20 protein-coding genes are annotated in these 22,910 nt (G+C 50.8%); 2 read left to right on the forward strand and 18 right to left on the reverse strand.

Annotation, left to right across the window (positions count from 1 at the left end; translation table 11 throughout):
- Window positions 1–20: 20 nt before the first annotated feature.
- The 7 genes from B9D94_RS31190 to B9D94_RS26090 form a co-directional block, all read right to left on the reverse strand.
- A complete protein-coding gene (locus B9D94_RS31190) occupies window positions 21–161 on the reverse strand; it encodes a hypothetical protein (protein WP_006207870.1) in 141 nt (46 codons plus the stop codon).
- A gap of 41 nt (window positions 162–202) precedes the next feature.
- Window positions 203–1,534: a hypothetical protein gene (locus tag B9D94_RS26065; protein ID WP_063478442.1), complete on the reverse strand. Its 1,332-nt coding sequence runs from the start codon at window positions 1,532–1,534 to the stop codon at window positions 203–205.
- Between the two features lie 253 nt (window positions 1,535–1,787).
- Window positions 1,788–3,410 (reverse strand): Na/Pi cotransporter family protein, encoded by a 1,623-nt coding sequence (locus B9D94_RS26070; protein ID WP_006207868.1) that lies wholly within the window; start codon window positions 3,408–3,410, stop codon window positions 1,788–1,790.
- A 107-nt stretch (window positions 3,411–3,517) separates the two neighbouring features.
- Window positions 3,518–5,131 (reverse strand): ATP-binding protein, encoded by a 1,614-nt coding sequence (locus tag B9D94_RS26075; RefSeq protein ID WP_100086467.1) that lies wholly within the window; start codon window positions 5,129–5,131, stop codon window positions 3,518–3,520.
- Window positions 5,132–5,374: 243 nt separating this feature from the next.
- Window positions 5,375–6,805 (reverse strand): aspartate ammonia-lyase, encoded by a 1,431-nt coding sequence (locus B9D94_RS26080; protein WP_148248867.1) that lies wholly within the window; start codon window positions 6,803–6,805, stop codon window positions 5,375–5,377.
- Window positions 6,806–7,056: 251 nt separating this feature from the next.
- Window positions 7,057–8,424: a sensor histidine kinase gene (locus B9D94_RS26085; RefSeq protein WP_063478440.1), complete on the reverse strand. Its 1,368-nt coding sequence runs from the start codon at window positions 8,422–8,424 to the stop codon at window positions 7,057–7,059.
- Window positions 8,421–9,140, reverse strand: a complete 720-nt coding sequence (locus B9D94_RS26090; RefSeq protein WP_036643968.1) for a response regulator transcription factor — start codon at window positions 9,138–9,140, stop codon at window positions 8,421–8,423. The genes B9D94_RS26085 and B9D94_RS26090 overlap by 4 nt, the downstream gene beginning before the upstream one ends.
- 158 nt (window positions 9,141–9,298) lie before the next feature.
- Between B9D94_RS26090 and B9D94_RS26095 the strand changes: the two genes are divergently transcribed.
- Window positions 9,299–10,018: a hypothetical protein gene (locus B9D94_RS26095; protein WP_006207865.1), complete on the forward strand. Its 720-nt coding sequence runs from the start codon at window positions 9,299–9,301 to the stop codon at window positions 10,016–10,018.
- 115 nt (window positions 10,019–10,133) lie between these two features.
- Here the strand turns inward: B9D94_RS26095 and B9D94_RS26100 are convergent, their stop codons facing one another.
- Window positions 10,134–11,054 (reverse strand): polysaccharide deacetylase family protein, encoded by a 921-nt coding sequence (locus B9D94_RS26100; protein WP_148248352.1) that lies wholly within the window; start codon window positions 11,052–11,054, stop codon window positions 10,134–10,136.
- The gene (locus B9D94_RS26105) at window positions 11,020–12,342 is read right to left on the reverse strand and encodes an MFS transporter (RefSeq protein WP_148248353.1); all 1,323 of its coding nucleotides are present in this window, start codon (window positions 12,340–12,342) and stop codon (window positions 11,020–11,022) included. Before B9D94_RS26105 ends, B9D94_RS26100 begins: the two co-directional genes overlap by 35 nt.
- 215 nt (window positions 12,343–12,557) lie before the next feature.
- Here B9D94_RS26105 and B9D94_RS26110 point away from each other — a divergent pair, with 215 nt between their 5' ends.
- Entirely contained in the window at window positions 12,558–13,274 is a 717-nt protein-coding gene (locus tag B9D94_RS26110) for a DUF421 domain-containing protein (RefSeq protein ID WP_006207862.1), read from the forward strand.
- Between the two features lie 48 nt (window positions 13,275–13,322).
- Here the strand turns inward: B9D94_RS26110 and B9D94_RS26115 are convergent, their stop codons facing one another.
- The 9 genes from B9D94_RS26115 to B9D94_RS26155 all read right to left on the reverse strand — a co-directional run bounded on the left by B9D94_RS26115 (window position 13,323) and on the right by B9D94_RS26155 (window position 22,620).
- On the reverse strand, window positions 13,323–14,357 hold the full coding sequence (locus tag B9D94_RS26115) for a copper amine oxidase N-terminal domain-containing protein (RefSeq protein WP_148248354.1): 1,035 nt from the start codon (window positions 14,355–14,357) through the stop codon (window positions 13,323–13,325).
- Between the two features lie 165 nt (window positions 14,358–14,522).
- Entirely contained in the window at window positions 14,523–15,122 is a 600-nt protein-coding gene (locus B9D94_RS26120) for a TetR/AcrR family transcriptional regulator (protein ID WP_006207860.1), read from the reverse strand.
- Between the two features lie 35 nt (window positions 15,123–15,157).
- Entirely contained in the window at window positions 15,158–16,606 is a 1,449-nt protein-coding gene (locus B9D94_RS26125; RefSeq protein ID WP_228029905.1) for an MDR family MFS transporter, read from the reverse strand.
- Between the two features lie 406 nt (window positions 16,607–17,012).
- Complete coding sequence (locus B9D94_RS26130; protein ID WP_036643981.1) at window positions 17,013–17,732, reverse strand: glycerophosphodiester phosphodiesterase; 720 nt, start codon at window positions 17,730–17,732, stop codon at window positions 17,013–17,015.
- Window positions 17,693–18,538, reverse strand: coding sequence for an HAD family hydrolase (locus tag B9D94_RS26135; RefSeq protein WP_006207858.1), 846 nt, complete (start codon window positions 18,536–18,538; stop codon window positions 17,693–17,695). Before B9D94_RS26135 ends, B9D94_RS26130 begins: the two co-directional genes overlap by 40 nt.
- An 84-nt stretch (window positions 18,539–18,622) precedes the next feature.
- On the reverse strand, window positions 18,623–19,483 hold the full coding sequence (locus tag B9D94_RS26140) for a carbohydrate ABC transporter permease (RefSeq protein WP_006207857.1): 861 nt from the start codon (window positions 19,481–19,483) through the stop codon (window positions 18,623–18,625).
- Window positions 19,473–20,423 (reverse strand): carbohydrate ABC transporter permease, encoded by a 951-nt coding sequence (locus B9D94_RS26145; protein ID WP_148248355.1) that lies wholly within the window; start codon window positions 20,421–20,423, stop codon window positions 19,473–19,475. Before B9D94_RS26145 ends, B9D94_RS26140 begins: the two co-directional genes overlap by 11 nt.
- A gap of 5 nt (window positions 20,424–20,428) precedes the next feature.
- Window positions 20,429–21,766, reverse strand: a complete 1,338-nt coding sequence (locus B9D94_RS26150; RefSeq protein ID WP_063478436.1) for an ABC transporter substrate-binding protein — start codon at window positions 21,764–21,766, stop codon at window positions 20,429–20,431.
- 299 nt (window positions 21,767–22,065) lie between these two features.
- The gene (locus B9D94_RS26155; RefSeq protein WP_006207853.1) at window positions 22,066–22,620 is read right to left on the reverse strand and encodes a glycerol-3-phosphate responsive antiterminator; all 555 of its coding nucleotides are present in this window, start codon (window positions 22,618–22,620) and stop codon (window positions 22,066–22,068) included.
- Window positions 22,621–22,910 lie beyond the last annotated feature (290 nt).

Raw genomic sequence — 22,910 nt, forward strand, 5'->3', positions numbered from 1 at the left:
TGAAAAAAAGCTCCCTGAGCTCAGGGAGCAAACGAAATGTTCAGCACAATATATCGAAGTACAAAGAAGGCAATAATGAAGGATGCTGCCAGTCCCAGCAGCGTAAAGATAAAGATTTTCTCAAAGCGGGAAAACTTAGCTTTCGTTCTCGTACTCTTCAAGACCATCACCTCATCTACCATTATAGCGCATTTATGATAGCTTATTCCAGAAAGGTGAACCGGAAGATTTGTCTGGGTCTCCCCCGCGGCACCTTCTCGATCCCCGCGATTTTGACCAGATCATTGTCCGTCCACAGCTGGAGCAGCCGGTGTGCACTCCGAACGGTAATGTCCAGCAGATGGGCAAGCTCATGGACCTTGTATTCGTATTTACCCGAGCGTGCGCGCTGGTTCAGCAGTTTGCTTAAATAGGCGCTGGTCATGCCTGCGTCCTCTGCCCGCTTGATCAGCTCCGCATCGGTAAAAGACAACACCTCCTGCACCGGATCGGCCATCTCCAGCGGTCCAATCAGCGTTCCATCTTCCCGTACGATGAAGCAGGCGTTGCCGCCCACCTCCTTCGCTTTGCGCATCGCGATGCGTGCGTTAGTCCCCGCCAGACTGGCCGATTGGCCGAAGCCCATGCCGATGCTGAGCGAAATGCCGTAGGTTTTGTTCACGTCTTTGGCCAGGGGAATGGTTTTGTAGCCGCCGGTTTCCCGTTCGAAGATGCCCCGCGTTGTAAAAAACAAATACTCATCCCCGCCCAGATGGGTCAGATAACCATCAAGCGACTCCACATAATCCAGCACCATTCGGTGGATGTCCAGCTTCAGCTTCTGGACTTCATGCTCATTATTCCTTCGCAGTGCCTGGGCGCCGAAATCATCTATATTGATCATGCCGACCACAATCTGGCCCTCCCGACTCCGGCGGGAGGCCGTAGACAACAAAGCCCGTTCCAGCGATACCACAATATCCTGATCGGAAGGCAGCAGCCATTCATTCGGTATCCCGAGCTGTGTCAGCTCATCGGCTACAGACTCAACCCCGGTAAACGCAACAGAACTCGTGCCGGATTCATATTGAGACCGGTGAAAGGCAATCAGGCTCTGCTTCGGGGCATAGGCAGGCCCATCGTATATGACAGCCTGTACAGCAGGAATGCCCAGATCCTTCATGGTCCGAACCACCATCGCCTCTGTTAACGTATCCACCGATATTCCTCCTGCAAGCCTTCCCCTCTGTCCGGCATAAAACAGGGCTTTATACAACCCCGCGTCCGTAACGGGTACATAATGAACCGGAATTTCGACTTGGCCGAGATCCTTCACCTTACGCTGTGACAACGGATCCGAGAGGAACATTACCTCGACCTCGCTTCCGATTCGTTCAGCCAGGGCAGGTGCTTCAGCCTCATCCTGAAATACAAGCGGCACAGGGTCAAAGGAAGGAAAGGTTTCAATGACCTTCAAAATCTTGTCAACGATCGTCTGGGTTCCAATAATGCCGATACGGATTTGCTGGACAGGGGTACGGTTACGCTCTGTCATGATTCCTTCACTCCCATCATTCCCATTTCCGAGAAGCCGCATGGGGCAGGCAGGCACGGATACCTAAATCATACCCGCAATCGGAAATTTGGCAAGTGAATGCAGCCCCCATTCGTAAACTCACCCCTGCACCAATCTGGTGATTCAGTCAGGCGTACACGATAAGGAAACAACAAACAGCGCTGCCATGCTTGTCCCCCAAGTTTCAAGTGGACCGACATGATCAGCGCTGCTTTTATGGAATCAACCTATATTAAGTTTGTTCTTCGTGCATGACGAATTGAGCAATGTTCTTGCTGTGGTCCCCGACACGCTCCAGGTTGCTCAGAATATCCAGATATACCGCTCCGGAGTTGCCTGTGCACAGATTCTGGTTCAGACGCTGAATGTGACTCTTGCGGAATTTGACCTCCATCTCGTCCAGTTCCCGCTCATAATCCAGTACCTCCTGCGCCGCAGTCACATCATTATGCTCCAGTGCGGCAAGCGCCCGTTCCACCGCCTTGTCGGCAAGGGTGAGCATCTCTTTCAATTCACGCCCGGCTTCTTCCGAGAATTCAACCTTTTTATTAATGCTGAATTCAGACAGCTCTACGATGTTTTCCGCATGATCGCCAATCCGCTCAATATCATTCACAAGCTGGAACCAGCCGGAGGCTTTCTCCGATTCACCCTCGGGCAGGCCGTTCTGCTGCTGGATTTTCACCATATAATCGGTAATTTTCCGATTCAGTTCGTTAATGAGCTCTTCCTTCTGCAAGGCAAGCTCCCCCACTCGGGATTCCCTGCTGAAAAAGAAGGTTGACGCATCATTAAGCGTCTCACGGGCATACTGCCCCATGCGTAAAATCTCATGCTGGGCTTGTCCGAACGCAACCGCCGGCGTCGCCAGCAAGCGTTCATCCAGATAAATCGCCTTGAATTCAATCTCCTGCATTTTGCCCGGAATAACCTTGGTTACCAGCCATGCCAGAGCCGGAATTAATGGCAGGAAGATCAAGGCATTGGTTGTATTAAAGATTCCGTGTGCGTATGCAATCTGCATCCGGATATTGACGCCTTCGCCAAGCCACAGGACCAGGGAGTGCACGGGCACCAGCAGAATCATAAAGATAATGGCTCCAATGACGTTAAAAATAACGTGTACCAGCGCTGTGCGCTTCGCTGCAACCGTGGCCCCGATGGAAGCCAGCACCGCTGTGATCGTTGTGCCGATATTATCGCCAAACAGGATCGGCAGCGATCCCTTCAGACTGATCATGCCTTCATCAGCAATCGTTTGTAATATACCGATGGTGGCGCTGGAGCTTTGGACAATCATCGTGAATACAGTACCTACAATAAGAGCCAATAAAGGCTGGTCCTGCAGCTGGATCATAAAGTCCGTAAACGCAGGAAGCTCGCTAAGCGGCTTCACGCCGCTGCCCATGGTCGACAACCCCAGGAAAAGGGTCCCGAAACCAAAAACGACTTGGCCAATATATTGAAATTTCTTCTTGTTAAAGAAAAATAAAAAGAACGCACCTACTGCAATAATAGGCAAAGCATATTCTTCAATCTTGATTCCGACGATAAAAGCAGTCATGGTTGTTCCGATATTGGCTCCCATGATCACGCCGATTGCCTGCTTAAGCGTCATCAATCCTGCATTAACCAACCCGATGGCCATAACGGTTGTTCCCGATGAGGATTGGATAAGAATCGTAACCCCGACCCCAACCAGCACGCCCAGCACCGGGTTGGATGTATATTTCTCCAGCAACCCGCGCATCTTGTCTCCTGCCGACTTCTGCAGCCCGTCCGACATATATTTGATGCCGAATAGAAAAATACCCAAGCCGCCTACAAACTTAAATAGGATGTCTTGCCAATCCAAGAGATAAATCCTCCTTCTGATGTTACACACGTAGTAAGGTTATAAAAAACCCTCTAATAATTTAGCACAATTTCCAGATAAGATATACCTATCTAAGTATCGACATATTACGGGAGGGGCAGACCTATTTCGACCGAGGTACCCCGCTCTTCCTCGCTCCGAATGACAATTCGGCCATGATGGCTCTCCATGATCCGATGGACAATCATAATGCCAAGACCGTTGCCGTCCGGCTTGGTTGTATGAAACGGCTCCCCGATCCGCTGAAGCACTTCCTCCGTCATGCCGGAGCCGTTATCTGTAAAGATCACGCGCTGATAACCCTCCTGCACATCCAGGCGAATATGAATATTGCCGCCATAAGGCAGGGCTTCCATCGCATTTTTCAGAATATTAAGAAAGACCTGCTTAATCTGGTTCCGGTCACACAGAATCACTGCATTCTGCACAAAACATTGGGTCATCTCAATCCCGCTGAGTTCCGCCTGAATCGCAAACAGATGGAGCACCTCTTCCAGGATTTCGCCGCAATCCTCCTGCTTCAATACCGCAGCCTGAGGTTTGCCCAGAATCATGAACTCCCCGACCATCAGATTAGCGCGCTCCAGCTCGGACATGATCAAGTCATAATGGCGGAGCCGGGCATCCTTATTGGCCAACTGCAGCATTCCCTTCACGGTTGTAAGCGGATTGCGCACTTCATGGGCAATACTTACGGCAACCTGACCGGCAAACACCAGCTTTTCCGTGTTGCGCAGCACTTCCTCGGTTCGCTTCATCTCCGTAATATCCCGAAGGGAACCCACCACCCGCATGATCTGCCCCTTCCGGTCATACGCCGGCTGGACGTCGAGGATATAGTGGTTCACATTCCCGGATATTTCGAGTGAGAGCTCCTCTCCGATGCAGACTTCCTGCCTCTGTATCACCCGCTCATAATACTCGCCAATCGGCTTGATTCCGAACACCGAGCGGCTCACATAGTTCGACCGGTCCCGGTCACTCCGATCTGGGCACAACAGACTCAGACAGTGTTCGTTCATCTCCAGAATCTGACCTTGGGCATCCGTAATAATGACACCGTAATGGTTCGTGCCGAGGAGCACCTGGTTCAAGGTCTGCAGCTGTGTATTCTGTTTGCGGGTAACCATCTCCCGCTCCAGGGAATCGGCCATGGTGCATAGCAAGGCATGAAGATGCGGGTGAACAAATTCCTTGTTTGTCATCAAAGAGATGGTCCCTATAATCTCCTTGCCGCTCTCGCCATGAAAGGGTGCCGAATAACAGGCCATGCCGTGAAGAATCTGATGAAAATGATCCTCTCCAATTAACGTAAACGGCCGTTTGTAGTTAAGGCACAGATCGATCGAGCTTGGGCCATCTTCCGCGCAATAGCCGCTGCCCTCGACGATACCCAAATACCGGGCCGTTTCAATGATGGTCGGGTCCCCAGCAAAATCAAGAATGAATCCTTCATTATCCGTAATCGTAATCAAGACGGGGTTCCCGGATCCGGAAGAAAGAAACTTATTTACGAATGCTTGTATCACTTCGATGTATTCACTATATTTTGCACGCCTGACGGCCAATGCTTCATCATTCAACCGATGAGTATGTGTTGGAACAAGCTCCGGGTTCATCCCCTTGTCTATACACTGCTGTTTTGCCTGCCGAATGATCTCCTGATCGGTTATTTCACCAAATGGTTTGTCCAAAATCACATACCCCTTTTTATCATACTGCCACTTTAATGTCATTTCCGTCTATTCTATCACTTTTATCGGCAAATGGAGCCCGGCAGTAAACCCAAGAAAATCACACCCATGCCAAGCCTTCATCTTAGCACTATCAGGACTTGCTGAACAGGCAGTCCCGTATGTCTGTCTTCAACCACGAAAATATAAGGAGCCGACCAAGATATGAATCTTGATCGGCTCCTTGTTATTGTATAGGTCACATGATCCTTATTGGTTCAAGAGGAACTCTTCACCGGCAATGCCAGGGGAAGTCATATGATACGGGTCCAAGATGACCCGGATCTGATCCTCTGTCAAAAGCCCCTGCTCCAGAATAATCTCCTTGATGCCTTGGCCCGTCTTCTGCGCTTCCTTCACCAGCCTGGATGCCACATCGTAGCCCAGATGCGGATTCAATGCCGTAATAATGCCGTAGCTGTTATCCACGAAGTACTTGCAGCGTTCCTTGTTCGCTTGAAGGTCGACTATCAGGTTCTTGTAGAATACATCCATCCCGTTCTTCAGGATTTTGAGGGAATGCATCAAGTTGTTGGCCGCGACCGGAACCATAACGTTCAGCTCGAATTGTCCGGCCTCGCATGCCAGACTGATCGTGTGGTCGTTGCCGATCACCTGGAACGAAACCTGGTTCATGACCTCGGCCATAACCGGATTGACCTTGCCCGGCATAATCGACGAGCCCGGCTGTCTTGGAGGCACGTTCAGCTCGTTCAAGCCCGCTCTCGGCCCGGAAGCCATTAACCGGATATCGTTGCACATTTTCGAGAAATTAACGGCACATACTTTAAGCGCAGCCGACAATTCCATGTACGCATCCGTGTTCTGGGTAGCATCCACCAGATCCTCGGCTTGCTTCAGGGAGAAGCCCGTCTGCTCAATCAAATGCTGAACGACGCTGTGCATATAGTCCGGCGTAGCATTCAGCCCCGTTCCCACAGCCGTGGCACCCATATTCACAACTAACAAGCCTTGTGCCGCCCGGTCGATCCGGTTGATGTCACGTGTCAGCACATTGGCATAAGCCCCGAATTCTTGTCCAAGGCGGATCGGTACCGCATCCTGCAGATGCGTGCGCCCCATCTTGATGACATCGTCAAATTCCTTGGCCTTGTCCTGAATCCCGGCAACCAGTGTGCGGAACACCCCCAGCAAATCCTGAGTCAAGCGGTAGGACGCAATGCGAATGGCTGTCGGAATCGCATCATTCGTAGACTGTGACATATTGACATGATTATTAGGATTGCAGTAGAAATACTCAGCCTTCTGTTTCCCCAAGATTTCCAATGCGCGGTTCGCCAACACCTCATTCATATTCATATTGATCGAAGTGCCCGCCCCGCCCTGAATGGAATCGACAATGAATTCGGAGCGAAGATTGCCCGCAATAATCTCATCTGACGCCTCGATAATGGCGCTTCCTATCTTTTTGGGAAGCAAGCCAAGCTCCATGTTGGCCAGGGCCGCTGCTTTTTTTACTTCTCCGAGAGCAGAGATAAGCTCGGCGTGAATCGGTACCCCGCTGATCGGAAAGTTCTCTACCGCCCTGACAGTATTAATGCCGTAATAGGCTTCCACAGGAAGCTGTTTTTCCCCCAGAAAATCCTTTTCAACCCGAAACTGCATATCCATGGACAACATCACCATCGCCTTTTGATTATTTTGTATCGTGCTTGTCACCTGTTATCATCCAGCTTGCCCGGATATATACAGAATTCTGCCTTCCCACTGGAAATCCTCTATAGCTTACGCGTTTTGTTAGAGAACATTGAATAATATGTGTAAGTGCGCAAAAAAAGAGGCTTTCTCTAAGTAGAAATACCCGGAAATCGCCTCTCTTACCCATCATACCTCTTATTCGGTTGATGGACATCCATACGAAGCCACACAGACTACACAAGGGAGGCCGTTCGATACGGGGGAAAACCAAGCGAGATCACCGCCCCTCCTTCTTTACGATTGCCTGCCGTAATCAGCCCACCGCAGCGCTCCACGATGGCACGGGCAATTGCCAGCCCCAGGCCGGATTCGCCGTTCTTCCCTTTAACAAACCGGTGGAACAGGAATGGAAGCAGCTCATCGGATATGCCCTCTCCGTCATCGGAAACGGTAAGCACCACCTGGCCTTTTTGGATGCCGGCTTGAATGTAAATATGTTTGCTTGCATGTCTGGCCCCATTCGAAACAATGTTAAGCAGCGCTTGCAGCAGCTTGTCACGGTCAGCGCACACAATTAACGATTCGTTCTCCCCATAAGAAGGATGCACAAACAGCCCTTTTTTCACCAAGACCGGATTGATTCTCTCAATGGTTTCCTCCACAAGCTCCCTCAGGTTGACGGCTGTAGCCTTGAATATGTCATCCTCGCTGTCCAGCTTAGCCAGAAGTGTCATCTCGGTCACGATATTTCTCATCCGGCCGCTCTCGCTCATAATGATCTCCAGCCCTTTGCGGATGTCCTCCCCTTCAAACACCCCGTCCCGAATTCCTTCCGCATATCCGGAGATGGACATAAGGGGCGACTTCAACTCGTGCGAAGCGTTCTGGAAAAATTGCTTCTGGACATGGTTGTACCGCTCGAGCTCACCTGCCATTTCGTACAGAGAGTCTGCAACAACGCCGATCTCTCCGCTTGCCGTAACACGCTCTACTTCGGAGAACTGGCGCTGCTTCACCTTCTTCAATTCTTCCCGAAGCAGCATGAGCGGCTTAATCAGCCGTTTGGTAATGAATAAGCTTAAGATAAACATCATCACAGCCCCTACGCCAAAGACCAGCATTAAACGGCCAAGCAGCGCCTGCTCAATCGCCTTGATCTTGCTGACGGGGGTAAGCAGCGTTAATGTTCCCTGAGGCACCGTCGTGACCTCCGTGAGATACGCATCGTTGTTCATAGCGGCTTGAAAGGATACCGTCGAGAATTCCACCGGTCTTATCGGTGCAGCGTCATACGGATAGGCTGTGACCGTTTCCCGTGGAATCACTACATTTCCTTGAGTATCCTGAATAATAACTTCCACATTCGCCATCCGGCCAGCCGTATAACCTGTAACGGCTATCGGCGTACTATCGATCGGAAGACTCTGGGCGGCAGCCGTCTCCAGCTTGGCCGAGAGCTCGGCGCCAATGGACTGCATGTCCTTGCGCTGCGTTCCGATAAAGTGATCCAGCAGCACGTAATGAATGACAACGGCTGTAACGGAAAGCACAAGTATTAACGATAACGCAAAAGCAAGATTGATCTGATGCACCAGCTTCATATCGATGATTCCTCCCCATCCGCTCTCATTCGGTATCCATGTCCCCATATCGCCTCAATCGGCAGCTGCTCCACCTTCTTGCGAAGACGTTTAATGAGATGATCCACCGCCCGGTCGCTTCCGAAATAGTCGTCGCCCCACACGGAGGTCAGCAGCTCATCTCTTGTAAACGCACGATTGGGATGCTCTACAAATACTTTCAGCATCTCGAATTCTTTGTTGGTCATCTCCACTTCTCCCCCGTTCCAGAACACGCGTCTCTCTTCCAGCATCAACTGCAGACGGCCGTTGCTAAGCTCCGGGGACGCTGCCGCAATCCTGGCATTACCCTCTACATGATTGAATTTATACCATCGGTTGAGCTGCCGTTTGATTCGGGCGATCAGCTCACGGGGGCTGAACGGCTTGACCATATAGTCATCGCTGCCCAGCTCAAGCCCCAGTATTTTATCGACTTCACTATCCTTGGCCGAGATCATAATGATGGGGACCTCAGCTTCCGCGCGTATCCGCCTGCACAATTCGAAACCGTCCATGCCGGGCAGCATAATATCCAGCACCCACATATCTGGCGGGTTCGTTCTCCACATCTCCCAGCCTTCCTCTGCTGTTCCAAGCCCAACGGTCCGGTAACCCTCCTTGCGCAAATAAGCCTCCACCAAATTTCGTATATGCTGATCATCGTCGATCACGGCGATGAGATAATTTTGATTCATATATAGTACCTCCGAATTCATCTCCTCTCAGTATACCAAGCGTCGTGCGGCGAATGGGGAATGCCATTATTTTTCCACAAATACACCAATGTTCTGCCAATGCTGACCCGTACACTGGGTACTGTAAGACAAACCAACCCGATAAGGAGTGTTAAACCATGAAACACAGATTATTTGGCAAACTCGCACTATCCGCAGCCCTGCTTGGTGGAACAGCAGCTCTTCCAGTCCATGCCTCAGGTGCTGATACACCAGGCGACGTTTCAAGTCAAACAGGGAAAAGCGCGCCTGCTGAGACTATTGAGATTGCAGCCGTCCATACCCTGCCGAACCCGCTGGAATTGGCAGAGAAATACGCCCCGGAAACGGTTCAGGATTGGAAAGAAACCCTTGAGAAATACGGCAAGCTTGCTGGTGCTGAGGGAACATTTCAGTTCGCGGCGACAACAGCCGCCGCCACGGTTCGGGTTAACGATGACTCGAAGCCGGGTGAAGTAAAGGACCCCGTGGAAGCTACAATTTCGTTCAAGGCTACACCGGCCAAGGATATCCAGGAGTTAATTGACAGCGGTGAGATCAAGGAATTCACAGCAACCGGGGTCAATGACGTTGGGATGCCTCCTGAAGGTGTGACCATTCAAAGAACGGAAGCTGTAAAAGCAGGGGGCGGCGAGGCTCCATCTAGCTTTGTACCAGCCGGTGTAGAAGGTACAAAGGCAGTGAAGATCAGCGATGAGGATCTGGCTTTCATTCATGCAAGAGTAGACCTCTTCAAAGCTGCGGATTCCAAGGATTCCGCCGCCATTCAAGAAGCGCTGACAAAACTGCTGAACCAGTACAAGGAACAGATCACCAAGCTGGAAGCTGAAGCGAAATAACATACAACGGTTAAGTACAATCGGAACTTACAACACACAGGCGGCAAACGCCCGATATACTTAACAAAACAACCCTTGCCGGTGCCGCGGCAAGGGTTGTTCGTGCAGGCTCTGTTTATTTTTGCGCCATGGCCTTCATGAGTTTTACGGCTGAACGTATACGCGGACGCTTTAAGTTCTCCTCCACATAGCGGTAATCCGTTAAGATCACCTTCGCATCCCGCAGTCCGTATGCAAAATCGTCATCGAACAGAAGCCGATACTCCCACACCCGCTTCTCCCAATTCGGAATATTCGCCAGCATCCATGCATCCTCGGCTCCCGGGTGGACATAGGTTTCGCTAACCCCTTCAGGCAGTCTGTACAGCTTATCGATCAGCGATTGCTTGAAGCTGTCATAGGTCTCCCCTTCGACAACAGGGAACGGATGCGAGAGCAAATAATCCGGAATCGGCACCCCCAGCATATCGGCAAGACTGGAGGCAAGCGCGACCGGACGCTCGATATTCGATAAAGAGCTAAGCAGGGGATCCTCCGGATGAATGTAACGGAATAACCGTGCAGGAAGCCGCCAGCGCGAAGTCTTCCACAGCATCTGCGGAATAAGACTGCGCCCCGTCTCCATCCCATACAGACTGCCCATGTGATTATCAACATGGCTCACAGGAATGCCAGCCTTGCTCGCCCGCTCATACTGCGCGTCCAGCTCTTTCAGCACGGCCCCTGTCTCCGCCTTCTGTTCAAACTCCTGAACCGTCGCGTATTGATGACCGCTCTGGTCATGCAGGGATGGATGACCGGTCAAGCTGCTCCATCGCAGCGTCTCGAATTCGCTTGTCATGGTCAGGTGCAGTCCGACATTGGGCTGGCGCCGACGAGCCGTCCAGGAAGCAGCCTCTTCAAACCCGGGGGCCACCGTCATGATGGTGGCCGAGGAAGCCTTGTTCTCCTCCAGCAGATGCTGAATCGCCTGGTTCATAGCTTGGCTCTGCCCGAAATCGTCACAATTGATGATCAGCCTTCGCTCCATGGTCATGTTCGCCTCCTATGGTTTTTGAGAATTCGATTCTGGTCAGGAAGGATAACAGGAAGGAGATGATCAGCAAGCACAACGGAACGACACTGATCAAGTACCTGAAGGTTGATTCCGGATCGCTTCCCGGGTTGTCACCGCTCTCATATCCGAAAATCATGCCGACCACAAAGAACGCCAGTGCGGAAATCAATCCGCTGGAACGCGTAATGAACCCGCTGACAGCCGTATAGATTCCCTCTCGCCTTAGACCCGTCCGCTCCGCATCCTCATCGATGATGTTCCCGCTAACCATAGCCGGTGTTACCAGAAATCCTGCCAGACCGAAGCCCACGCCGATGCCGGCCAAAATGCCGCTGAGCAAATCGTATCCGAACCAGAGTGGAATAACGGATATACCGTACACCCCGAGCGAGAGTCGCCAAGCCTTCACACCATCCATCCTGCGGATCATCCAATACCAGACGAACACCAGCGGGATGACCGATACAAACACAGCCGCCAGCAGAATCGATACTTGGTCAACCGGAATCTGCAGCACATATTTGGCATAGAAGGGGATCGTTGAGCTTATCAGACCATTCACCGTCTGGGCGAACGAATTGGAGATGTTAAATACCCAGAACTTTTTGTTGCGCAAGGTTTCACGAAACGCCTGAACCAGCTTAAGCGGCTCGTTTGTGCTGTACACCTCCTGCTCCCGAACGCTCATTATACAGAGGAGCATGAATACACCAAACAACAGCGCATACAGAATTGCCATATTGGAAAAACCCAGGGCATCATAGATGATCGGAGTAAGCGCAGTGCCTATCAGCAAAGCCACTACTTGGTAGCCCTGCTGTATAGCTGAAGCCTTTGCCCGTATCCGGTCCCCGCGGAACAGCTCGGGAAACAATGCTCCATAATTAACCCATAACACGGTGGCTACAGCTTCATACAGAATAAGCGCAACCAAAAACCACATAAACAGTCCGTTCTGAGACAATCCTTCCGGTGGCGAGAATACGAGCACGAAGGTCAGCATGAACAGTGGAATCGCACCGAATACCCACGGCCTGCGCCGCCCAAGCCTGGTCTTCGTACGATCCGACCAATATCCCATGAGCGGATTGTTGACAGCATCCCAGATCAGAAATACCGTCCGCGCGAGGGAGGCCAGCCCAATGCCAAGTCCCAGTGTGTCCACGTAAAAAAAGATATAAAAGGAGCTGAACGCCTGACTCGGAACCATCATGGCAAACATGCCGAGCGAATATGAATACGGTGAATTCCTCCAACTGCGCTTCATCCGTTTCCCTCCATCCGTTAAGGACGATTTGTTGTACAGTATTCGGCGCAAAGAACGATTATACCTGCTCATGCAAGGGAGGCCATGAGATCTTGTCGAACCGTGCAGGGCAGCGTCTCCCCCTGCCGTAAATTTGGCTGATAATACATATTTTTCTTGGCAATAGCCAACCCTTCTGTGTAAGGCCGTAAAACCACTCGGAAAGGATCTGTGCCATGGAACTCATCAAAGATCTTCTGGTAGTGCTCGGCAGAATTTATACCATCTATCCGCTGCTCTTAGCCGTTACCCTGTTTATGGGCCGTCGATCCGTTGCCGAGCTGCCCGTCTTTGATTACATCATCATTCTGTCCCTCGGTTCCGTAATCGGGGCAGATATTGCAGACCCCCATATCGAGCATATTCCTACGATCTTCGCCATCGTTGCCATCGGTGTCCTGCAAAAGATCGGCTCCGTCCTGCTCATTAAGAGCCGCCTCATCGGGAAATGGATGACATTCGAACCCATTATCGTGATTAAGGATGGGCAATTCCTTCATAAGAATCTGAAAAAAGCCCGTTATCCCATCGATAATATTTTGCAGATGCTGCGTGAGGATCAGATTTTTGATATCAACACTGTGGATATGGCCGTGCTGGAGCCGAATGGGACCTTATCCGTTCTGAAGAAAATGGGGAAGATGACCGTTACGCTAGAGGACTTAAAATTAAAGCGGCAGGATTCCGGCCTGTCCTACGCCATTATTAAGGAAGGGCGAGTTCAAACCATAACCCTCCAAAAGCTAAACCTTACAGGAAAATGGCTGGAGAACCAGCTCAGCGAGCGGGAGATCCTGCTTGATCAGGTGTTCTTCGCTTCTCTTGATGAACAGATGTCTTTAAACATCACCGTCTATGATAAGGAAATTCCGGTTCCCCCGCTGTATCATTAACGAGAAAAAAGCCCGGCGCAGCCGCCAGGCTTCTTCTTGTATTCCCTCTTATTGAAGAACGATTTTGATCGCATGGCCAATCGGCGGCAGGCTCTTGGTCATCACAGGGCTGTAATAACCAATGATCTCCGCATCGGCAGTCAAATCACTAGCTTTCATAGCTTTGCCATCTTTATGCTCGATAATCGTTTCAGGCGTCAGACTTAGGATCACTTCACTTGGTGATTGCTCCGTCAATCCTTGACCCTTGATCGTTACACGCAGGTTGCCGCCCTCTGCATTGATATCAGTAATCGCACCAGCGGTAGCGAGTTGTTCCTTCTCTTCCTTGTCCGACTTCACACTGATTTCATATGCGTAGGTCTGCGGCGGCAGGCTCATGGTCATCGCCATGCTGTGAACGGCTTCAATCTCCATCCCTTTCGCAAGATCCTTGAGCTCGATCTTCTTGCCTTCCGCGTCGCGGATGATGGTGCTCTCGTCCACATTCAGAATGATGCCTTCCGTTCCCGTGCCGTTAATATGAACGGCCTTGCGATTTTCATTATGAATGACTTCCGTGATTTTGCCGCTGGTGGTTTCCTTCTTCACATCATCTTCCCCGGAAGTGATACTCACCCTCATACCATCGACCGCGACGCTAGCCCGGAGTACCTCGCTGAAGAAGTTAGCCGGAACATAGAGCGTGCCCTTCACATTCACCGGCGCAGCGCCGAGGGACTTGTACATTTTGTTTACCGCGTACTGATCCTTGCCTGTTTGCACGAGGGTCCAGATCGGTGAGCCCGGTTTCGTCAGCTCTGCAGAGCGATCCTCCTGATTCCAGTCCAGCTCAAATCCGAGTGCCTCGGACACGCTCCGCAGCGGAATCATGACCAGCTTCGCGTCTGTATTCATAAATCCAGCGCCCGTCACATCCTTGCCGTTGACCAGCACTCCATAATCCATGGCAGCCGATATCACAACCGGCTTCTGTCCTTGGCTTCCTCCAGCCTGGGGTGCCGCATAAACCGCTGCACTACCGGAAACCGCCATGGCTGCAACCATCAGTGTCACCGCTTGCTTCTTCCATTGTTTGTTCATGTTGATCATCCTTTCTAGGTGTCTTTCATTATCATGTACAACTATACTGACGGGCGTTTTTTGCCAAATGTTGCATTGAAACGAAAAAGAAACCCTACCGAGAACATACAAAAAAGCCGTCCGGAAGACTATACAGTCTTCCGAAACGGCCTCTTGCATGCCGGTCTATTTCGTTGATCGACATACAAACAACGGGTCAACAAAACTTCTGCAATATTCCTCCGCAATCTGCTCCGCACTATATCCCATATCCCGGAGATACAGAATAATGTCCGCCCGAGGCAGCGAGGCAAGCATGACGGATGTAAATTGTGAATCAACCGGCATCAGCGTTCCTTGCTCCGCCGCTTGGTCCAGAAGGCCCTTGATCTGCAGTCGCAAATACATGAAAGGTGGATGCTCACACAAAATGTTCTTGGTGTCTTCCAGCCGATCGGAACTCAGCATCACCCGCAGCCATTCCAGATCCTCATTGAAGTGAAGAATAACCTTCGTCATGACGGTCCTCAAACGGGCCGCAGCGGGCACATCCGCGCTATTGCGCAGGTAAAGGTCCAATTCCTCCATGAACCGGTCAATCTTCGCCTCCATGAGCGTAAAGCAAATTTTACTCTTGCTTGGATAGCGGCGGTACAAGGTGCCTTGACCGATTCCGGCGGTTTTAGCCACCTGATGCATCGACACGTCCTCGACGCCGTATTGGTCAAACAAGGCCTGAGCCGTATCCAAAATTCTCTGACCTAATTCGTCATTCTCTTTTGCCATTCATATATCCCTTTCTCTTTGAACAAACGGGAATCTTATGCGGCAGACTGTTCTTCTTCTACGGGTGAAGTTGTTCGTTTGACGAAGAAGCCCAGCACCAAGGCCACTATTGCAAGAACAAATCCGATTATAAAGGCGCTTTGAAGGCCTGCAATCATACTTTCCACCGGATTCATATCCCCGGTCGTCTCGACATAATTTTTAGCTCCTGATGACATGATACTGATAAAGAGCGCCATACCAATAGCTCCGGCAACCTGCTGCAGTGTGCTCATAATCGCTGTTCCATGCGGGTACAGCAAGCGCGGCAGCTGGTTTAGTGCTGTTGTCTGGGCCGGCATCATGACCATAGATATGCCAACCATCATCATAACATGAAGGAAGATAACATAACCACCGGTCCAGGAAGAATCCACTCTCGAGAACAGGAAAATCGAGAGGGACAACAGCACCAGTCCAGGAATAATGAGAACTCTCGGACCGAATTTGTCAAACAGCTTGCCTGATATCGGGGCCATCAGACCGTTGACGATACCCCCCGGCATCATGACAAGTCCTGCCGCCAGTGCGGTCAAACCAAGTGCATTCTGCAGGAACAACGGCAGCATGATCATGGTGGAGAACATACTCATCATCAGCACCAGCATCAGCACCGTGACGAGCGAGAACATCGGAAACTTAAACGTGCGCATATCCAGCATCGGCTGGTCCATCTTCAGCTGACGCCATACAAATAGCAGCAAGCTGACCGCACCGGCGGCAATGAACCATGTGACCTTCGGATCAGACCAGCCGCCCTCACCGGCACTGCTGAAGCCGTACACAATTCCCCCGAATCCGACGGATGACAGAATAATGGAGATAAAATCCACCTTCGGCTTGGTGAGCTCTGTAACGTTTTTTAGATATATAAATGCAAAAACAATCGAAAATGCCGCCAGCGGAATGATGAGGAAAAACAACCAGCGCCAGCTAAGAGCATCCACAATCAAACCGGACAGCGAAGGTCCGATCGCCGGAGCCGTCATCATGACCAAACCGATCATTCCCATCGCTCCGCCGCGATTCTCAGGCGGATAAATGCTGAGGATCGTATTCATCAGAATCGGGATCAGCAGACCCGTTCCTATTGCCTGCAAAATCCGTCCGGACAGCAGCACGCCAAAGGTCGGCGAAATACCGCTGATCACGGTACCGATTAAGAACAGCGTCATAGCACCGATAAACATCTGCCTGGTGGTAAACCACATTTGAAGCAGCGCGGTTACCGGCACCAGAATACCGACAACCAGCATATACGAAGTGGACAGCCACTGAACCGTGGACTCCCCAATACTAAACTGCTCCATCAAGCTTGGGAAAGCGATGTTGAGCAGCGTCTCATTCAAGATGGAAACGAACGCGCCAATAATCAGTGCGGCTACAATCGGCCCTCTCTTTAACTTGCTTAAATCAATCTTGGCCGTACTTGGCCCCACTCCCATATCCAAGACCTTATCCTCCTTAAAATGATGTCTGCGGACAATTGTCCGATTATGCTTTTTAAATTCTAACGGACAATTGTCCGTAGGTCAACTGAAAATTTTCATTGAATTTTCAGGAATTGCAGCCATGCTGGAATTCCTGGGATTATGCGAATACACATCAGTAATTAGGACGCTCAAGAGTTAGGATTTTCAAGACCCTTATGGGTTATCGAAATAACTAGAAAAAGGATCTGCCCCATTATGAAATGCCGGGACAGATCCTTTTCATTCTATGTTCATGCCGATCTCCATCAACCCGCAAGCCGGACATCATCGGAAGGATAGAATTACACTGATGTACTGAACTCGAATGATGCGAGTGCCTGTTATCCGTCACTCCAACTGCCGTTGCCTCTTTTGAGTTTCACGCGTTCTGGGCAATCTTCTCTTGGTATACCTTGGCCCAGCCCTCCAAATTGTTCGTCACGATCAACAATTCCGGATATTGGGCAAGCGTCTCCAGAGCTGCTTCATCATCCGGTGTCCAGACAATGAGCTGGATGTTCCGCTTGCGTGCTTCCTCCATGAACTTCGGGGTCACATAAACGTATTTTACGGATACATACCGGGCCCCGATCGCTTCCAGATACGGAAAAACGGAAGGGGTCGCCCCATATATAACCAGGCCCAGCTCAATGTCCGGATCAAGCGCACGCGCCCGTTCAACGGAATAATGATCGAAGGAGGTCAGGAAGACCTGCTTCTCCATACCCGTTTCCTTGATCACGTTGATGACCTTCTCCTCCAGCCCCGGATAGGTATCGCCCATCTGCTTCAGCTCAATGTCCACGATCATCCGATCCTTGGCAAAACGCAGCGCCTCCTCCAGCGTTGGAATGACCTCTCCCTGGCCTGCGTCCAGCTTGCGTATTTCCTCTAGCGTGAAGGCGTTGATCGCTCCTGTACCGTTGGTTGTCCGGTTTACCGTCGGGTCGTGTATCACAACGGGCACGCCGTCCTTCGTCAGCTGGACATCCAGCTCCAGATGCGAGAAGCCAAGCTCCAGCGCTTTTTGAAAACCGAGCATCGTATTCTCCGGATATTTTAGCGGATATCCTCTATGGGCCAGTCCCCGTACTTCCATATTCCCTTCCCTCCATGTACAAATCGATTGATGGCTTCGATCACGCCTTCGCCATAAGATGCCTGACTTACGTAATCGGATGCCATTTGAAGCTCTATAGGACTGTTCGCTACCGATACTCCAATCCCTGCCAGCTGCAGCATGGACAGATCATTCATCTGATTGCCTATCGCCATGATCCGCCCCGCTTCGATCCCAAGCGTGCGGGATAGACGCTGCAGCATAAATCCTTTGCTAACTTGTCCCGAGACAAGCTCCACGTAGTCAGCCTCGGACTGAAACGGAGAAACGGCATGGCGGTGGACGCTTTCCCACCGGTCCCACACCGTGTTGAATGCGAGCAGATTCCCGATTAATATCACTTTCTCCAGCTCCCCCGCCGTCCAGCGGGAAGATCGGGCAGATATCACGGAGCAGGATACGCGCTCCTTATGCTCATAGGCTTCGATCTCTTCGGTGCGTGCAAAGGTCTGGATTTCGTGCTCGCGGAATAACAACACGCTCAGTCCCATCAGGTGGAAGTCCAGCAGCATATCAGCGATGTTCTTTACGGACAAACAGTATCGTTCCAGGACGCGCCCGCCTTCTGCGAGCACGGCTCCATTGCTCAGAATGACGGGGATATCGATTCCCAGTTCCTGAATCACAGGCATCGCAGTCCGATACGGTCGTCCCGTTGCTACCGTGAACAGGCCGCCTTCCTTCACATATTGCCGGATAGTCCCTGCTACATGTTCACTTAACGAATGATCGGGTGACAATAACGTACCGTCTAAATCGCTTACGATCAGGCGAATGTCTCTCAAGAATATGTCCTCCTCGGTAACGGTGCCAAGGGATGCAGGCTTTCTCCGTCAACTCCGCCTAATCTCTTAACGAATAAAATGAGGTTATTTAAATGTCGAATTCGCCATGGCGGCTACAATATGCTTCTGCATGACCGTAAACACCAGCACGATCGGGATAATGGCCATGACGCTGGACGCCATAATAACATTGAAGAACATCGCTTCATTGCCGGCAATGGAATCCCGCAGCATGGCAATACCTACCGTAAGCACGCGCATATCGTTGTCGTTGGTCATGATGAGCGGCCAGAAATACGAGTTCCAGGACGAGATGAAGATTAAGACGCCCATGGTGACAATCGTTGGCAATGCCATCCGAAACAACAGCTTATACAGAATCGAGAACCTTCCGGCTCCATCCACGCGCGCTGCTTCCAGCACGTCATTGTTGATGGATTTGAAGGCCTGCCTAAGCAGGAATATCGCGTAAGCAGAAGCTCCATGAGGCACGATGAGCGCCCAGAAGGTGTCCAGCCAATCCAGCTTGGACATCATGACGTACACCGGAACGAAAATGACCTGCTCCGGCACGATCAGTGCAGCCAGAACCAGTAAGAACAGAGCGTCCCGTCCCCAGAATTGCCCCTTCGCAAAAGCATATGCCGCCATCAGCGCCACATTCAGCTGCAAAATAATCGTTCCTACCGCCATCAGCAGCGTATTACTGAAGAACCGCGCATAAGGGATCACCCGGAAGGCCTCGGCAAAGTTCTGCCAGGCAAAGGTTTCCGGCCAGAATGTAGGAACGGCCATCCGCATCTCAGACTGCGTCTTGAGCGCACTGATCAGCAGCCAATACACCGGAAAGAACATGACAAGCGTTACCATGACGGCTCCGATGATGCGAAGCGTCATCATGGTCTTGCGGTTCTTGGCTGACCCGGCCATATAATTATCCTTCATAGTGCACCTTCTTCCTGCTGACCACCCATTGAACCAATGTTAACAGCAGTATGATAACGAACAGAATCATGACAAGCGCAGAGGCTCTTCCTGTCTTGAATTCATCGAAAGCCATCGTATAGATCCAGTACACAATAGCGTTTGTGGCCTTGAGCGGACCGCCGTCTGTCATTACGTCAATTGACTGGAACACCTGCATGGAGGAAATAAAACTGGTAATGACAAGAAACAGGGTCATCGGCGACAAGAGTGGCAGTGTAATATTGCGGAACTGCCGAAGCTTGCTGGCCCCATCAATCGAAGCCGCCTCGTAATACTCCGCCGGAATCCCCCGCATGCCTGCAATAAAGAGGATCATCGCGAAGCCCACGCCCTTCCATACCGAAACGGCAACCAATGCCGGTAATGCCGTGGAGGGATTGGTCAGCCATTGGACAGGGTCCATGCCAAACCAGGATACAATGGAATTCAGAAGCCCGTATTGTCCGTTGTATATCCAGGTGAATACCATGGCTGCAACCACCATCGACACGTAATATGGCATGAAGATGACACCGCGCATGAAGCCGAACAGACGTGACGAGGACACATTGAGGAGCAGCGCCAGCAGCAGCCCGATCACAAGCGTGAATACAACGTCCATCAAGGTGTACAGGAACGTGACCTTCAGGGACTGATAGAAATCCGCGCTGCCCAGAAGACGCGTATAGTTATCAACGCCTACGAACTTTTTCACCGGACGAGTCATATTCCAATTCGTGAAGCTGATGTAGACGGAATAGCCCAGCGGATAATACAGGAACACGCCCATGAACAGCAGCGCCGGGACCGCGAATGAAAAGTCCTTCCACTTCTCCATTAACGTATGAGACATCCGTTTAGAGACCGAAGCGGTCGCCCGATTGGACGCCGCCTTAGTCACTTGTTTATTGGTCTCCATAGGCATCACTCATAGTCAGCCAGAATATCGTTGATCTTCTTGGCCGCATCCTGCATAAGTGGTGTCGGATCTTTTTTGTTCAGCACCATTTCCCCTACAACTTCTTTGTACACTTCACTGAATTCAGGATAAGCCGGGTGCTGCATACGCGGTGTCACTTCATCAAAATGCTCGTAAACCGATCGGTATTGCGGCCATCTTTCGAAATATTGATCGCCTTCCTCCGACTCGATCGCGGATTTTCTTGTAGGCAGGTATCCAACGGATTCGGCCCATTTAATGTTCTGCTCAGCTGAAGTCATGAACTCGATGAATTTCCATGCTGCTTCTTTCTCCAGATCCTTGGCACCTTCCATCATGACGATACCTGCGCCGCCAATGTTGGAGGTACGGACTTTATCACCAGGAATGAAGGATACGCCGACTTCGAAGTCTGCATTCTCGCGGTACATCTTCAACATCGCGGAAGTGTGCTGTACCATGGCGATTTCACCGTTCAGGAACATTTGCCGCATATTGTCGGAAGCTCCTTTACCGAAGCCCATATGCATACTGCCGTCATTTTGCCATTTGTAGAAATTCTGAAGGTAGCGGAGGGAATCCTCGTTCTCGACAGCGGAAGCACTCAGGTCCTCCGTCAGGATTTGTCCGCCGCCGTTAATGTTCCAAGGGTCATAGTACCACGTATCCCAGCCTGGAACCGAGAAGGCATAGCGAGTCGTTTTGTCGCCTTCCTTTTTTGTTACCTTTGCATTGAAATCCTCAATCTCATCCCATTTCGCAGGAGGCTCCACGCCCAGCTCGTCCAGCATCGTTTTGTTGTAGACAAACACGCTGGTGCTGACAATCAGCGGGAATCCGAATTGCTTGCCGTTGTAGGCATAGGCGTTCAGCATCCCTTGAGCAAAATCGTCCATCTTCACTTCATCGCGCTTGATCCATGGACCCAGGTCGGCAAATACACCGCTGTCCGCAAAGTTCGCGAGGGACGATACCTCCACATTGGTCACGGCCGGTACATTATTCGCAGCTACGGCAGCCGACAGTTTCTTGTGAAGGTCAGGATAACCGCCTTGGAACACCGGTTCTACCGTAATATGAGGATACTTCTTCTGAAACTCTGCAATCATGTAATTCAAGCCTTCAAGCTGGGCATCCGCGTGGGCATGCCAGTATTGGATTTTGACAGGTGTTGTATCGTTCTTCATATCCATTGAAGCGGCTTCCACATCATCCAGCGAAACCTCGCCTCCAGCACTTTCACTTCCACCGCCGCCTCCGCATGCCGTGGTGATGACCATAAATATGGTCAGTAACGTCAACAACCATGATTTCTTTTTCATTGATGATCTCTAGCCCCTTTCGAATCAACTTCTTCTGAATAATGGCTTGTCTATCCACACTTCATCCATCCCAATGCCAGCCCTGGCGGCACATGGACCCTCAGGAATGAGGAAAGCTCCTCATCCAATCAACCCTTCTACCCCTTAAAAAGCGCACAAAAATAGAGACGTCAAAAGAGCGCAACCTAAGAGCCACCACCTCCTATAAAAGCTAAAGTAGCTGCTACTCGGGTTATCTCATCGTCTCCACCCCTAGCAAATATGTAATTGTAGTAAATCCATTAATCCTACAGGACGCTTTATTTCCAAAAGCGCGCATCACCCGTAGATACGAGATCTGCACCGTTAGCCAGTGCCTCATCGATTTCTTCTTCGCTTCGTAAAAAACCTCCCACAATTAGCGGACAGTGAATTTCCTTCTTCAGGTCGCGGATCACGCGGGGCATAAGTCCCGGCATCAGCTCCACCTCGTCCGGACGCGCTTGTCCGATCATCTTCACGGCGGTTCTTAAAGCTGTCGTATCAATGGCAAACACACGCTGTATCGAGCTGATGCCTGCTTGCCGCGCTGCTGCCACCGTATTGGTCTTCGTGGTAATGATCCCATCGATCCGATACGAATCCGCCAAATACTGCACAGCCGAATTGTCACGACCAATCCCGCTTACCATTTCCAAATGAACAAACACTTTTTTGCCTGAGGAGTGCAGCCGACTTACGATATCCCTTAGTTTCATGATGTCACCTGTCATCAGGTTCACCCGTTCCACCGCGCTGCTCACAGCCGCATCGATCTGTTCAAGCTTGGTAATCGAAGCGATCACGGGAAGACGGCTTCTCTTCTGATCTGTCATAAGTGCGTGTCCCCCTTTACCGAACACTCACTATGATAAAGCGATAGGATCATGTGAGTATTAACGATGTGTAAAATATGTGTTAACGACGCTCGCTGCACACAATCCACACGTCATGAATGCGCTTTCCATTTAGCTGATAACAGATTTTACTATATGCCTGGTTTGGTAGGTTCCCTCCTAGACTTAGGATCATTTTCGGTTCAGCGAACATGGGGAGAACGCTTTCAGAATAGCTCGATCAGCTATTTAATATCTATCATAGTGGAATGATTTAGCTAGAGTCTATA

This window comes from Paenibacillus sp. Cedars (assembly GCF_003184205.1).
Lineage (GTDB): Bacteria > Bacillota > Bacilli > Paenibacillales > Paenibacillaceae > Paenibacillus_AQ > Paenibacillus_AQ glucanolyticus.